Here is a 14,121-nt window from a genome sequence, read left to right as displayed (position 1 = left end):
CGAGCGAGCAAACGCTAGCCGAACACCACGACCGTCTGCCGGCTGATCGCCAGCAACTCGCCGCTCGGGCTCCACAAGGCGGCGGCGATGTGCCCGTAGCCGTCGCGGGCGTGTTCGATCTGCGCGCGATAGAGGCACCAGTCGCGGGTACTCAACGCGGCAAGCGGCTGGATGAACTCAATGGTCCAGGTCAACGAACTGCCCGGTGTCGGTGCGCGCAGATGCGACAACACCGCCGGCGGCCAGGCATCGACCAGGGCCAGCAGATGCGCCTCGTTGACCGGTTGCGCCGCGCCCTCCTCGCGCAAGCGCACCCAGCCGCCCATTTCCCGCGAGGGATTATTGCTGAAGGGCATGCCGCCGATGCCCCAGCGCATCGCCAGGAAACGGGTAAACTCCGGGGTCACATGGCGCACATAGACGAGTTCCTGACAGTCCTCGACCGGTTTGATCGGCGCCGCTGGTTCGGCCGCGACCTTGACCGCCGACTCACGCGCGGCGCCGAAACTGCCCTGCACCAGGGTCACCACCTGACCGTTCTGCAGCGCGCGGCCCAGCACTTGGCTGACCGCCTTGCCTTCACGCAGCACCTCGACCTCGAAACTCACCGGCACATCGGGTTCGGCCGGGCCGACGAAGGTGATCGCCAGCGAACGCGGCGGGCGCCCAGGCGGAACCTGGGCGCGCATGGCTTCATACACCAGTGCGGCCATCAAACCACCGAAACTGGCCCGCCCCTGCGCCCAGGCAGACGGGATCACCACGGCCTGCGGGTTGGCGCGAACGGCCTGGAGCAACTCGGAAAAACCCATAACCACCTCAAGACCTCGACAGCAGGTGATCTTAGGGGAAATGCCGGGCGGGGCGAAACGCCGTTTCGGCCAATTGACGCGGGCAAGTGGAGCGGCGAGCGCAGGCTACCCAGCCGAGGGGAAATCCGCTTGCAGCGCCAGCAATGCCCGATCCGCCGCCTCTTCGGCCGCCTGCAATGCCGTGCGCCAGGTGTCGACGCAAGCGGCAAGATCCGCTTCCTGCTCGGCCCGCTGCAACCACTGCTGAAGATCATGCCAATTGCCCAGTGCCGACTGCGCCGTTTTCAGGCGCGCCAGGGTCTTGCCCGACAACCCGCTCAGCTGCGCATAGGCCTCGGCACCGTAACGCACGCGTTTGATCAACAAGCGCAGACGATGGCGATCGTGGGCCGGCTCGACCAGGGCCTCGGCCAAGCGCCATTGCTGTTTGCTCAAGCGCCGCTTGACCCGTTTAGCCAGGCCAGCCAACTCAGCCTCCGCCGCCGCTTGGCGCCACGACTGCGGCCACTGATCCAGGGCCTCGAACAGCCCTGGCAGCGCGTCGTCGGCCAACAGCGCCGCATACCCCGCCAGCAACCGCGACTGCCGCCGGTCGACCGCAGCGCGCATGCCCAGGCGCGGTAAATGTGCGAGCAGCACCTCGAGATCACGCAGCGGCCCACTGCGTCGCCCAACCTCGGCAGCCTGACTGCGCAGCCCATCACAGGCGGGCAAGCCGCGCAGCGGCTGTAGCAGGCTGCGCAACTTGCGCAGGGCGATACGCAGGTCGTGCAGGGCTTCGGCATCGGTCGCCGCGGCCAGGCGCTCGCGACAGGCATACAAGTCGACCTGCACGCACAGCACCTGGGCCAACACCCTCGCAGCAAAACTTGTCATCGCATCATTCCTCGGTAAAGTGCCGCAGTTTGGCTCCGTGTCCCGGCTCGCCAAGCGTTCAATCGCCGCTACTGCCGCGGTGGGCGGCTGCCGCGCCAGGGCAGTTCGCGGCGCAATAGCGCCAAATGGGCACGTAACAATGCCGGGGAGGCCTCTGCCCCGGCATAGCGCTGCGCCTCGAACGTCGCGGCGAAGGCATGGATAGCCTGCGCCTGGGCTGGCAGCGCTTGCGCCGCGCGCTCGGCATAGGCGCGCGCGCCTTCGCCCGGCTGACGCGGCCCGGCATGCCGCGCCAGCAGCTGCTCGAAGCGTTTGAACAGGCGCTGCTGCTGATCGCGCTCACCCTGCCAGGGCTTGAACAGCCAGAGCGCCAGCAACCCGATCAGCAGCCCGCCGCCGCCCACCAGGCTGAGCGCCAGCACCTGAGCGTCGACACGCCCGAACCAGCGTTGCAGCAACGCCAGCTGCTGCGCGCCCTGGTAACCGAGCACCAGGCGCTGCCAGTCATGGTTGAGGTTGTCCCAGCCCAGGCGCAGCTGGTTCAGCCAACCCAGCTGGCGGTAACGCAACGGCGAGAAGGGCGAACCCTCGAGAAAGCTCTGCTCATCGGCCAGTGCTTCTTCCAGACCCAGCTCGATCCGCTCCGGGGCCACCTGAAAGGTCGGATCGACACTCACCCAGCCCGTGCCGGCCTGCCAATACTCGACCCAGGCATGCGCATCGAACTGGCGCACCTGGACGTAGCCGCCGGCGGGGCTGTACTCGCCGCCCTGGTAGCCCGCCACCACCCGCGCCGGGATGCCTGCCGCGCGCAGGACGAAGGTCATGGCGCCGGCGTAGTGGGCACAGAAGCCCTTGCGCGAGGCGAAGAGGAAGTCATCGATGCTGTTCAAGCCCAGGCGGGGCGGGCGCAAGGTGTAGCCGAAGGGCTCGCGGTTGAAATGGCTGAGTACGGCCTGCACCAACTGCTCGGTTTGCGGGTATTGCCGCTTGAGCTCGGCGGCCCAGGCACGGCTGCGTGGATCGCCGTCCTGCGGCAGTTGCAGGGCACGCCGCAGGTTGTCGCGCGAGCCCGTCGACTCACGCCGTGCCGCGGGCCAGGAAGTCACCCGATAGAGCAAGGCGCGTTCGACCGGCCGGCTGCGCTGCAGGCGGTAATCACTCATCTGCCGGGTGTTTTCGAGGCTGGTTTCGGCCACATCCAGGGCGAATAGCCAGGGCTGCGAACTGGGCTGCATGACGATGCTGTAGCGCAGCGCCTGACCCTGTTTCTCCCAGGCCGGGGCCAGTGGCAACAGGGCAAAGCTGGACTGCGACCAACGCCGGCCGTCGAAGCGTTCCAAGGTCAACGCCCGCCAATAGAGTTGCTCGCGGGGCGGCACCTCGCCGTCGAAGCTGGCGCGAAAGACCAGCGCGCCCGAGCGGCTCAACTCGGCGATATCCGCCGGCGCCATGCTGTCGGCCAAGCCGCTGACAGCCTGATCGTTCGCCGTCGGCAACGACCACAAAGGCTCCAGCCGCGGAAAAAAGACGAACAGCAGCAGCATCAGGGGCAGCGCCTGCAGCAGCAGGCCAGCCGCCAGCCGTGCGGTGGCCCAGGGCCGTGCGGCGACGCCGCTCTGTTGCAGGCCGATCAGGGCCGCCAGCAAGGCGGTGACCGGTAGCAGGCTGAACAGCGCGGCGAGCAGGCTGTCGTCGAACAGGTAGGCGCTGAGCACCACGAAGAAGCCGAGAAAGATCACCGCCAGGGCATCGCGGCGCGTGTGCATTTCGAGCAACTTGAGGATAAAGGCGGCAATCAGCAACACCACCCCGGCATCCAGACCGATCAGGCTGCCGCGGGAAACAAACACGCCGACGGCCGTACCCAGCATCAAGCCGGCCTTGAGCCAGGCACCGGGATAGCCGGCGCGCATGCGCAAGATCTGGACGCGCCAGACCGCGCAGCCCAGCCACAAGCCGAGGATCCACAGCGGCAGATGGCTCAGGTGCGGCATGATCACCAGCACCTGGGCGACCAGCAACCAGGTCAGGCTGATCCGTGGAATGTCCGCCGGCCGGCTCACCTCGGCGTACCGAACAGGGCCAGGGCGCGCAGACAAGCCTCGCGATGCTGCTCGCCGCTGGCGGGGGCCAGCACCTGGCCCGGCAAACTCAGGGCAAAGGGCTGCTGGCGCTCGGACAGTTGCAGCACCCAATAACAGAGCAGCGACAGGCGCAGCTCGACATCGCCCGCCAGCGCCTCGAAATCCAGCCAGGGGTCGCGCCCGCCGGCCGCGGCGAAGTCCTTGACCAACAGCCCCTGGCCGCGGGAATAGGCCTTCCAGTGCAGCCGCCGTTGGGAGTCGCCGGGCTGGTAATTTGTCAGCCCCTGGAAATCCTCGCTGCCCTGGCCGTGGGCGCACAGGCCCTGCTCGTGCCACTCGTCATCAGCGCCGGCGGCCAGCGGCAACTCGCCCTCCAGCGGCTGCGGATAGACCAGCAACGCCTGATCCAGGTCGACCCAGCTCCAGGCCACCAGAATGCCCAGCGGGAAGCGACTCTCGACCCGCAGCCGGCCGGGTCGCAGCCAACCGCGGCGCAGTGCCGGCAGGCTCAGCTCGCACTCGCTGACGCCCTGCGCCGGCACATCCTGGGTCTGATAAGCCATCGCCGGCCAACCCAGGGCGATGGCCTGGTGCGCGCGGGCGCGGCTTTCCAGGCGCACGCGAAAACGCCCCTGCTCGCCGACGAACACGGCGCGCGCGCCAGCGGCCTTGAGCAGCAAGCCCGCCAGATTGCGGTAGGTGTGCAGGATGGCCACGACAAATACCGCAGCCAGCAGAAACGTCAGGGCATAGGCCAGGCTGTTCTGGTAATTGATCGCCGCCAGCAGCATCAATAGCAGCGCCAGGGCAAAGGCAGCGCCGACCAGGGTCGGGACGATGAAGATCCGCCGCTGGGTCAGGCGCACGCTGGCCGCCGGGGGAAGCCGTCGGGCCAGCCAGCGTGACCAGAACGGTTTGAGCCGTTGCCTCACAGCACCGGCACCTCGCGCAGCAACCACTGCACCAGGGCGCCGCCAGCAGGCCCGAGCGGATCGACGCGCTCGCGCAGGCGATGACCGACCACCGCAGGCAATACCGCCTGCACATCCTCGGGGATCACGTAATCGCGGCCGGCGAGAAAGGCCCAGGCCCGGGCGGCGGCGAGCAAGGCCAGGCTGGCGCGCGGCGACAGCCCACAGGCAAACTGCGGCTGGCTGCGGGTGGCATCGACCAGGCGCAACAGGTAATCGATCAGCGCGTCGCTGGCACGCACCTTGGGCACCTCGGCCTGGATCAGCGCCAGCTCGGCATGCTCGAGAAGCGCCTCCAGGCGCGGCAGTAACGAGCGCCGCGAATCGCCGAGGAGCAAGGCTTTTTCCGCGGCCTGGGCCGGGTAGCCGAGCGACAGGCGCATGAGAAAGCGATCGAGCTGCGACTCCGGCAAGGCGAAGGTGCCGCCCTGGCTCGCCGGGTTCTGCGTGGCAATCACGAAGAACGGCTGCGGCAGCGCTCGGGTCGCCCCCTCGATGGTCACCTGGCCCTCCTCCATGGCTTCGAGCAGCGCGCTCTGGCTTTTCGGCGTGGCCCGATTGATCTCGTCGGCCAGCACCAGCTCGGCGAAGATCGGCCCCGGGTGGAAGACGAACTGCCCGCTGTCCTTGACGAACACCGAGGTGCCGAGAATATCGCCAGGCAGCAGGTCGGAAGTGAACTGGATGCGCTGAAAGCGCAGCCCCAGCACCCTGGCCAGCGCATGGGCGAGGGTGGTCTTGCCCATGCCCGGCAAGTCCTCGATCAACAGATGGCCACCGGCCAACAGGCAGGCCAGCGCCAGGCGCACCTGCGGCTCCTTGCCCAACAGCACCTGATTCACCGCATGCAGACAGGCATCCAGTCTTGCGCGCATCGATCGCTCCGGTTTTTATCCAAGTGCGTCGATGCTACTGGCCGGCACCAGGCAGGCAAAGCGCCAGGAAACCTTTACTGACGAAACTGTCAGCGCGCTTCGCACTTTCAAGCAAAAAAACTACAAGCGAAAATGCCCGGCCATGCCCTGCAGCTCGCGGCCCAGCGCGGCCAGCTGAGTGCTCGAAGCAGCCGTCTCGTCCATCGCCGCCGAGGACTGATCGGCGATATCGCGAATCGAGGTGACGCTGCGGCTGATCTCTTCAGCCACCGCCGTCTGCTGTTCGGCGGCCGCGGCAATCTGCTGGTTCATCTCGAAGATCAGGGTCACCGCCTCGGCAATCCCGGCCAGGGCACCTTCGGTCTGATTGGCATCCTCGACCACATGCGCGACCAGGGCACCGCTCTGCTGCATGTCGGCCACCGAGCGCCGCGCGCCCTCGCGCAGGGTGGCGATCAGGCCTTCGATTTCCGCGGTGGATTGCTGGGTACGCTGGGCCAAGGCGCGCACTTCATCGGCCACCACGGCGAAGCCGCGGCCCTGCTCGCCGGCGCGGGCGGCCTCGATGGCGGCATTGAGGGCCAGCAGATTGGTCTGTTCGGCCACGCTCTTGATCACATCCAGCACCGAATCGATACGCTGGGTGTCCTGACTGAGGCGCTCGATGCTCTGGGTGGTGGTATCCATCGCCGCCGCCAACTGATCGATCCGCACCAGGGTCTGGCGCACCACCTCGGCACCGCGACTGACCCGGTTATCCGCGTTCTCGGTGGAAGCGGCCGCCGCCTCGGCGTTACGCGCCACCTCATGCACGGTGGCGGTCATCTCGTTCATGGCGGTCGCCACCTGATCGGTTTCCACCCGCTGGCCATTGACGCCCAGGCGGGTCTGCTCGGTGATCGCCGACAACGACTGCGCCGAAGCGGAAATCTGGCTCACCCCTCCCTGCAACTGGCCGACCATCTCGCGCAAGTTGTTCGACATGCCCTGCATGGCGGCCTGCAACTGCCCCACTTCGTCGCGGCGGCGCACCTCGATGCGCGCGCTGAGGTCGCCCTCGGCGATCTGCCGGGCCTGCTCGATCACCTGTTTGAGCGGACGCACGATCAGCAGGGTGATCGCCAGGGTCGCCAGCAACCCGATCACCAGGGCTAACGCCGCGGCCAGCACAATCAACCAGCCACTGGTCTGCAGTTGCACCTGCATGGCGCCCTTCTGCCGGGCGTAAGCCTGTTCGACCAGCGCGACGATGCGCTCGGCCTGCTGCACCAGCAGGGCATACTCCTGCTTCTGCTGGCGCAAGTGGCCGTTGTACTCCGTGAGCCGTTGATTGAACGAGTCGACGTTGCCGATGACTTCCGCCAGCACCGAGGCATAGCCCGGACTGGCCATGGCATCGCGCAATTCGCCGGCCAGGGTCTGCGCATCGAGGGCTTGCTGGATCTCGCCCTGGGCGACCTCGGCCGCACTGCGGCTCTGCTGCAGGCGCACGCGGGCCTGGTCGAGCGCCTGCAGCAGCAACTGGTGAACCGTGCCGATCTGCCCGGCCTGCAACACCGACTCGGCGCCCTGGGTTCCCTGGCTGCTTTTGAGCAGATCGATACCATCCTCGGCCAAGCCTTCCTTGAGCAGCTCAAGGCTGTTGGCGGCGCTCACCACCAGCCAATTGGCCGCTTCCAGGGACAGGCCCATGTTATCGGTCAGCTCAACATAACGGTCGAAGGCCGCGCGGTACTGCTCGACGGCACTATCGACCTCGCTCAGCACCTGCCCATCGGCGCTCGGCAGCTCAGCCTGCAGGGCTGCGCTACGCGCCAGCAGCGCCTCGCTCTGCTCGTGCAGGCGCTCGACATGGCCGGCGTCGTTCGTCAGGGCGAAATCCTGCTCGCTACGGCGGATCTGCAGCACCTGGGTGTTGATCGCGCTCATGCGCTCCAGCAAGGCCGAGCGCACACCGACCTCACGCAGCGCCGAATAACCGGTAGCGGCAACCACCGCGGTGAGCGCCAACACCACAGCAAAGCCCAGGGCCAGTTTCTTCGCGGTACTCAAATTGGCGACATGCCGCTGCAGACCAGTCCACATAGATTCCCCCTTCCCCCCAGTCACTGGCGAACCCTGGTTCGCCAACCTGACGCAGCAACATAGAAGCATGCGGCTGCTGGCGACAAGCCAGTAACCGGGGCAGTTGTACTTTTAGTTATGTGCAGGTCGTTTTTAGAACAAGTTGGCGGGCCTGGTTCAGGGGCGCCGCATCTCGCAACGATCGCGGGTACGAGTATAGGCCATGCCTGCCTAGGCCACGCGCGGCACGCCAACGCGCTCACCGGCCTGGCTGGCAATGCCGCAACGCTCGAACTCGCCGGCGCCATGGGGCAAATGGGCCGCGCAGGCGTTCATCGCCTCGGCCTGGGCGAAGGACAGCAGCTGGATCACCAGCTCGCTACGTCTCCACCGTTTTCGCCTTGTCTCGACTGCCTCGCCAAGGTTTCTCAACCCCCGGCCAACCTGGCCAAGCCGCCGGTCGGAAACCCTGGCTGGAGTTGCAAACCCTGGCGGCGAGAAGCTTCACTGGAACGCAGACGGCCGCTACTAGCAGAAAAACTGTCGCAGATCAATAACAGGTGTTGGCCTCCTTCACTTTCCGCCGAACGCCACTAACATGACATTGTTGTACGCAACGCATGCAAAAAAGTCATTTATTTGACAATAAGAATCGCCAACCAACACGACACGAGAACACCACCATGGACTTCCAGCCAGCTGAAGTAGATCGACCGGCGTTGCAATCCCAGGAAGACCTCAGCTTTCTCCTCGAGCACTACCAACTGAAGGCCTTTCATTATTCAGAACTGCAACATGAACAGGCCGTGCTCGCCGCGGTCGCCGACTGGCCGCTGCTCAACGAAACGCTGCGCCCGCTGCTACAAGTGATTGAGACCGTCAATCTGGTCAAGGCAGACTGAGGTGCACCTGATTGCCATACAGGGGCTACGCGGCGGCTGCGGCTCCACCTCGATAGTGGCCGGTCTGAGCTCGGCCCTGGCCATTCTGCACCAGCCCGTACTGGCCATCGATCTGTGCCCCAACAACATCCTCGGCCTGCATTTCGGCTTGCCCTACGATGAACCCTCGGCCTGGGCGTACCGAGGAGCGGAGAGTTCTGTCCAGAGCATTGCCGCCTTTCGCCAGCAGGAACGGGTTTACGTGCTGCCATTTGACCGTCAGGCGACCCGGGGCTACGACCCCGAGCAGGTCGTTGCCTGGCTCGAACACGCCCTGCAACAACTGGCGCCGGCGAGCGACTGCTTTGTCCTGCTCAATATCCCGGCGTCTCTCGACTTGAGCGAACGCCTCGGTCAGCAGCCGAACCTCCATTGGTTGCACGTGCTGGAGGCGGATCCCGCCTGCCATGTGCTGCTCAGCCACCAGCTGCATGACAACCACCACCTGTCGCGCAACCACCACTGGTTGATTAACCGCCTGCAACCCTCGCTCAAACTGTCGCACGACCTGCTGACCCTCTGGCGCTTGGCCCTCGGCCAGTTGCTGGTGCCTTACGTGATCCATGAGGACGAAGCGGTTCGCGAGGCACTGGCGCGCAAACAGTTGCTGGGCGAAAGCGCACCGCACTCCCTGGCCATGCAGGACTTTCTCGCCCTGGCGAACTGGTGCATCAAGACGGTGCAAGACCCATGAACCAGTTCACCCAACCACCAGCAGCGCAGCCCTTGCCCAGCGAGGCAGAGCAGCCCCCACCGCCCCACCCCCCGGGTCTGCTGCGAAGGCTTGCCCACGCCCTGTGCTGGACGCTGTTCACCCTGGAGTCGGCCAGTTGGCGCTGGCTGCTGACGCACAGGGATCAGCTCTATCCCCAGGCACACTGGTTACGCCTGCGCCCGGCCGATCCGTTGCGCGTGCTGCTGCAGAGCCTGTGGTTGCTGCTGATACAACCAGCAGCCCAACGCCGGCAGAGGTTTGCCGGGTTGGCCGAGGCGCACCGATCCGCGTTGAACCGTTGCCGACAGGTGCTTGAGCCGCTGTTGCAGCGGGCACTGGCACGCCGCCCCGGGCGCTCGGTCAGCGAGCAGCCTGCCGCGCAACGCCCCGAACGCCCGGTCAACTGGTGGCACATGCCGTTACTGTTAGTCGGCCTGCCGGTGCTGGCGCTGTGCGTCACCCAGCCGCTGGAACTGCACCAACAGGCGTTGTTCGCCAGCCTGCTGTGGCTCATGGCGCTGGGGGTGAACCGCTGTTCCGGACGCCGTGCAACGCTGATCCTGATCGTCTTGTCGATCCTGGCGTCCAGCCGCTATTTCTGGTGGCGCTACAGCTCGACCCTGAACTGGGACGACCCGCTGGATCTGAGCTGCGGCCTGCTGCTGCTGGCAGCCGAGAGCTATTCCTGGCTGGTGCTGATCCTCGGCTACCTGCAATCCATCTGGCCCCTCGACCGCCAGCCCTGCCCGCTGCCGGACGACACGGCCAGTTGGCCGAGCGTCGACATCTACATCCCGACCTATAACGAAGACCTGTCGGTGGTGCGCCCGACCGTGCTTGCGGCGCTCGGCATCGACTGGCCGCAGAGCAAGCTCAATATCTGGCTTCTCGACGATGGCAAGCGCGACGAATTCCGCCAGTTCGCCGCGGCAGCCGGGGTTGGCTACCTGACCCGCACGAACAATCGCCATGCCAAGGCTGGCAATCTCAATGCGGCGATGCTCAAGACCAGCGGCGAGTTCATCGCCATTTTCGATTGCGACCACATTCCCACCCGCTCCTTCCTGCAGATGACCATGGGTTGGTTCCTGCGCAGCCCCCGGCTCGGCGTCATGCAGACACCCCATCACTTTCTCTCGGCCGATCCCTTCGAGCGCAATCTGGATAATTTCCGCCAGACCCCCAACGAAAACACCCTGTTCTATGGCCTGACCCAGAATGGCAACGACCTCTGGGACGCGACCTTCTTCTGCGGTTCCTGCGCCATCCTGCGGCGTGCCGCGCTGGACAGCATCGGCGGCTTCGCCGTGGAAACCGTGACCGAGGACGCCCACACCTCGTTACGCCTGCACCGCCACGGCTGGACCTCGGCCTATATCCGCATTCCCCAGGCCGCCGGCCTGGCCACCGAAAGCCTCAGCGCGCACATCGGCCAACGCATCCGCTGGGCCCGCGGCATGGTGCAGATTTTCCGGCTCGACAATCCATTGTGTGGCCAAGGCCTCTCGCTCGGGCAGCGGCTCTGCTACTTCAACGCCATGCTGCACTTTCTCTCCGGCGTGCCACGCCTGATCTACCTCACCGCGCCATTGGCCTTCCTGATCCTGCATGCCTACATCATCTATGCCCCGGCCCTGCTCATCCTGCTGTTCGTCGTGCCCCACATCGTCCACAGCACCATGACCAACTCACGCATCCAGGGCAGGTACCGCCATTCGTTCTGGAGTGAAATCTACGAAACCGTACTCTCCTGGTATATCGCCCGGCCCACCAGCGTCGCGCTGTTCAACCCGCACAAGGGCACCTTCAATGTCACCGCCAAGGGCGGCCTGATCGAAGACGACCTGTTCGACTGGAAGATGGCCAAGCCCTTCCTGATGCTCGCCGCCCTGAACGGCATCGGCCTGTTGTTTGGTCTCTACCGCTTGCTCTGGGGGGCGAGCGACGAACGTCTGACCGTACTGATCAGCCTGTGCTGGGTGCTGTACAACCTGATCATCCTCGGCGGCGCCCTGGCCGTGGCGGCAGAAGTCCGCCAGGTTCGCCGGTCGCACCGGGTCGAGCTGCGCCTCGCAGCGGGCATCCGCCTGCCCTCGGGACACGCCTACCCCTGCACGCTGCTCAACTACTCGGACGGAGGCGTGAGCATCCGGCTACCCCAGGGGCTCCACCTGACCCTGCCTGAGGTCGCCACACTGTCGCTGCAACTCAGGCGCGGCCACGAGGAGTTCGAGTTTCCCGCCCGCGGCCGCAGCATTAGCCGGGGCATCCTCGGCGCCGAACTGGAACCCATGGATCTGCGCCGCCACGGCCGCTTCGTGCAATGCACCTTTGCCCGCGCCGACACCTGGGCGCATTGGCATGACGGTTTCAACCAGGACAAACCGCTCAGCAGCCTGCTGGAGATCGCCCGCGTCGGCCTCAGCGGCTATCGACAGACGCTGCTGTATGCCCCGCCCTGCCTGCAACCCCTGATCGATTTTGGCCGCGGCACCGGCCAATGGCTCGCCTCCTTCGTGCCGGTCAGCCCCGTGTTCTGCACCGTCCAGCCAGGGTCACGCCTATGATGCGCCAACATTTCGCCCGTTTCGTGCTCATGCCCATCGTCGCGCTGCTGATTTCGCTCGGCGCCCTGGCCACCCCGACGGAGCCACTCGTAACGGATACGCCGCAGCCGGCCACCTACCAGCGCAGCCTCAGTCTCGGCGAGCTGTCTTCCCCCGGGGTTCTGTTGCTGCGCAACATGTTGCGCCACCTCTACGCCGAGTTCGGCGTGCGCAGCGATGAACTGATCAGTGCCGCCGAGCTGCAGCTGTTCTACACCCCCTCGCCGGCGCTGAACGCCAAACGTTCCCACGTCAAGGTGTACCTCAATGACGAACTGATGGGCGTGCTGCCGATCCTCGACCAGGAGCTTGGCCAGGAGGTCAATCGCACCCTCACGCTGGACACGAGCTTCATCCGCGACTTCAACCACCTGCGTTTCGAGCTGGTCGGCAGCAGCGACAGCACGCCCGAAGACCCCATGCACGCCAGCCTGTGGCTGGACTTCAGCGCCAAGAGTCAATTGCAGCTCAGCGTCCTGCGCCTCAAGGCCAGCAACGATCTGGCCATTCTGCCGGAACCTTTCTTCGATCACCGAGACAAGGCGCCGCTGCTGCTGCCGTTCGTTTTCAGCGGCGCGCCCAGTTCAACCCAGCAGACCGCCGCGGCCGTCCTCGCCTCCTGGTTCGGTATTCATAGCAGCTGGCGCGGCGCCGCCTTCCCCGCCTTCATCGGCGGCCTGCCGGCCAACCGTTCGGCGGTGGTCTTGGCCAACAACCAACAACGCCCCGCCTTCCTCAAGGATTACCCACGGGTCAGCGCCCCCACGCTGGCCATCATCGACCATCCGTCCGCGCCCTTCGCCAAACTGCTCCTGGTGCTGGGCGAGGATGACCAACAAGTGCTGACCGCCGCTCGCGCCGTCGCCCTGGGCAGCAACAACCTCAAAGGGCCCGCGAGCACCCTGCACAACCAACCCGAAATGCCCCCCAGAAAACCCTACGACGCCCCCAACTGGGTGAACAGCGATGGCCCCACGCACTTCAGCGAACTGCTCGACAACCCGCTGCAATTGCAGGCCAGCGGTCTGGTGCCGCCGCCACTGAGCCTTGCCCTCAAGGTGCCGGCGGATCTGTTCATCTGGCGCAGCCCTGGAGTGCCCCTGGATCTGCGCTACCGCTACACGCCGCCGTTGCAGAAGGAGTCTTCGCTGCTCAGCATCAGCATCAACGACCACTTCGTCCAGGCCTTCCCCCTCAACGACCCGGCACCAGGCAACATCGCCGGCCTGGCGCAGCAACAACTGCCCCTGCTCACGCACCAGCCCGGCAGCAAGCGGGTTCTGATCCCGGCCCAGCGCATCGGCCCACACAACGAACTGCGCATGAACTTTACCTTCAATGCCTTGCCAGGCTGCAGCCAGGACAGCAACTGCGCCACCAGCCTGCCGATGAACATTCAGGCGGCGATCGACCCCGACTCGAGCATCGACTTCTCGGCCTTCCATCACTACAAGGCGATGCCCGACCTGCAGGCCTTCGCAGCATCCGGCTACCCCTACAGCCGTTTCGCCGATCTCTCGCAGACCCTGGTGCTGATGCCACCCCAGCCCAGCCAGGCCGAGCTGTCGTTGCTGCTGGCCATCGTTGGACGCATCGCTGCCCATACCGGTTACCCCGCCACACGCCTGAGCATCGGCGACGACTGGCAGCAGGCTGGGCGAAGCCAACGTGACCTGTTGATAGTGGCGGCTGCGGTGCCAGCATTCCGCCGCGCGCAAGGGCCGGAGCTGAGCGCGCTGGCCGAACAGGTCGCCGCCAAGCTCAGCCACCCGAGCAGCCGTGCCCCGCGCCGGCAAACCAGTGACGCCGCTGCCGAGCTGGCGGCCCTGATAGGCTTCAAGTCGCCATTCGACGATCAGCGCAGCGTGATCGCAATGATGGCGGGAGACGCAAGCGGCTACGGCCTGATCGAGCAGAGCCTGCTCGACAATCAGCGCCGCGCCAGGATCGCGGGCTCGGTGACCTTGATGCACGGGGAACACATCGATTCTGCCGCGCTCGGCGAAACCTACTACGTCGGCAGCCTGCCCTGGTGGCTGATGCTCTGGTTCCACCTCGCCGACCACCTGCTGTTCCTGGTAATCCTGGCCTCGTTGAGCGCCGTGCTGCTGGCCAGCGTGTTGTTCAGCATGCTCGGCCTGCTGGCCAGACGCAGGCTGCAAGCCCCCGACTGA

At 65.8% G+C, this 14,121-nt stretch carries 11 protein-coding genes and 1 pseudogene; 4 read left to right on the top strand and 8 right to left on the bottom strand.

The genetic code is table 11. From position 1 onward, the window contains the following. Positions 1-14 precede the first annotated feature (14 nt). From P8H27_RS13560 to P8H27_RS13530, 8 genes and pseudogenes are all read right to left on the bottom strand, one after another. Entirely contained in the window at positions 15-812 is a 798-nt protein-coding gene (locus P8H27_RS13560) for an acyl-CoA thioesterase II (protein WP_289638102.1), read from the bottom strand. A gap of 105 nt (positions 813-917) precedes the next feature. Then, the gene (locus tag P8H27_RS13555) at positions 918-1,688 is read right to left on the bottom strand and encodes a CHAD domain-containing protein (RefSeq protein ID WP_289638101.1); all 771 of its coding nucleotides are present in this window, start codon (positions 1,686-1,688) and stop codon (positions 918-920) included. Positions 1,689-1,756: 68 nt separating this feature from the next. Next, entirely contained in the window at positions 1,757-3,754 is a 1,998-nt protein-coding gene (locus tag P8H27_RS13550) for a DUF3488 and DUF4129 domain-containing transglutaminase family protein (protein WP_289638100.1), read from the bottom strand. After that, positions 3,751-4,707, bottom strand: a complete 957-nt coding sequence (locus P8H27_RS13545; protein WP_289638099.1) for a DUF58 domain-containing protein — start codon at positions 4,705-4,707, stop codon at positions 3,751-3,753. Before P8H27_RS13545 ends, P8H27_RS13550 begins: the two co-directional genes overlap by 4 nt. After that, positions 4,704-5,621 (bottom strand): MoxR family ATPase, encoded by a 918-nt coding sequence (locus P8H27_RS13540; RefSeq protein WP_289638098.1) that lies wholly within the window; start codon positions 5,619-5,621, stop codon positions 4,704-4,706. Before P8H27_RS13540 ends, P8H27_RS13545 begins: the two co-directional genes overlap by 4 nt. A 120-nt stretch (positions 5,622-5,741) precedes the next feature. Then, positions 5,742-6,455, bottom strand: a complete 714-nt coding sequence (locus P8H27_RS20720; RefSeq protein ID WP_374761355.1) for a methyl-accepting chemotaxis protein — start codon at positions 6,453-6,455, stop codon at positions 5,742-5,744. A 141-nt stretch (positions 6,456-6,596) separates the two neighbouring features. Beyond that, positions 6,597-6,827, bottom strand: a pseudogene (locus P8H27_RS20715) (HAMP domain-containing protein); the annotation flags it as partial. A 1,089-nt stretch (positions 6,828-7,916) separates the two neighbouring features. Continuing rightward, complete coding sequence (locus P8H27_RS13530) at positions 7,917-8,057, bottom strand: hypothetical protein (protein WP_289638096.1); 141 nt, start codon at positions 8,055-8,057, stop codon at positions 7,917-7,919. Between the two features lie 311 nt (positions 8,058-8,368). Between P8H27_RS13530 and bcsR the strand changes: the two genes are divergently transcribed. From bcsR to bcsB, 4 genes are read left to right on the top strand one after another with little or no spacing between them, the layout of a single operon-like run. Beyond that, positions 8,369-8,587 carry a BcsR/BcsP family cellulose biosynthesis protein gene (gene bcsR, locus P8H27_RS13525; RefSeq protein ID WP_289638095.1) on the top strand — a complete coding sequence of 73 codons (219 nt, stop codon included), beginning with the start codon at positions 8,369-8,371 and terminating at the stop codon, positions 8,585-8,587. A 1-nt stretch (position 8,588) separates the two neighbouring features. After that, positions 8,589-9,320, top strand: a complete 732-nt coding sequence (bcsQ, locus tag P8H27_RS13520; protein ID WP_289638094.1) for a cellulose biosynthesis protein BcsQ — start codon at positions 8,589-8,591, stop codon at positions 9,318-9,320. Continuing rightward, positions 9,317-11,908 (top strand): UDP-forming cellulose synthase catalytic subunit, encoded by a 2,592-nt coding sequence (gene bcsA, locus P8H27_RS13515; protein WP_289638093.1) that lies wholly within the window; start codon positions 9,317-9,319, stop codon positions 11,906-11,908. Before bcsQ ends, bcsA begins: the two co-directional genes overlap by 4 nt. Then, entirely contained in the window at positions 11,905-14,121 is a 2,217-nt protein-coding gene (gene bcsB, locus P8H27_RS13510) for a cellulose biosynthesis cyclic di-GMP-binding regulatory protein BcsB (RefSeq protein WP_289638092.1), read from the top strand. Before bcsA ends, bcsB begins: the two co-directional genes overlap by 4 nt.

Source organism: Pseudomonas sp. sp1636, assembly GCF_030376615.1.
Lineage (GTDB): Bacteria > Pseudomonadota > Gammaproteobacteria > Pseudomonadales > Pseudomonadaceae > Aquipseudomonas.
The sequence above is the reverse complement of the archived record's forward strand: the minus strand, read 5'-3'. Positions and strand labels throughout refer to the sequence as shown.

Excerpts from the sequence above, each read along its gene's own strand:
- P8H27_RS13560 (WP_289638102.1), bottom strand. The coding sequence starts at position 812 with ATGGGTTTTTCCGAGTTGCTCCAGGCCGTTCGCGCCAACCCGCAGGCC.
- P8H27_RS13555 (WP_289638101.1), bottom strand. The coding sequence starts at position 1,688 with ATGACAAGTTTTGCTGCGAGGGTGTTGGCCCAGGTGCTGTGCGTGCAG.
- P8H27_RS13540 (WP_289638098.1), bottom strand. The coding sequence starts at position 5,621 with ATGCGCGCAAGACTGGATGCCTGTCTGCATGCGGTGAATCAGGTGCTG.
- P8H27_RS20720 (WP_374761355.1), bottom strand. The coding sequence starts at position 6,455 with ATGAACGAGATGACCGCCACCGTGCATGAGGTGGCGCGTAACGCCGAG.
- bcsR (WP_289638095.1), top strand. The coding sequence starts at position 8,369 with ATGGACTTCCAGCCAGCTGAAGTAGATCGACCGGCGTTGCAATCCCAG.
- bcsA (WP_289638093.1), top strand. The coding sequence starts at position 9,317 with ATGAACCAGTTCACCCAACCACCAGCAGCGCAGCCCTTGCCCAGCGAG.
- bcsB (WP_289638092.1), top strand. The coding sequence starts at position 11,905 with ATGATGCGCCAACATTTCGCCCGTTTCGTGCTCATGCCCATCGTCGCG.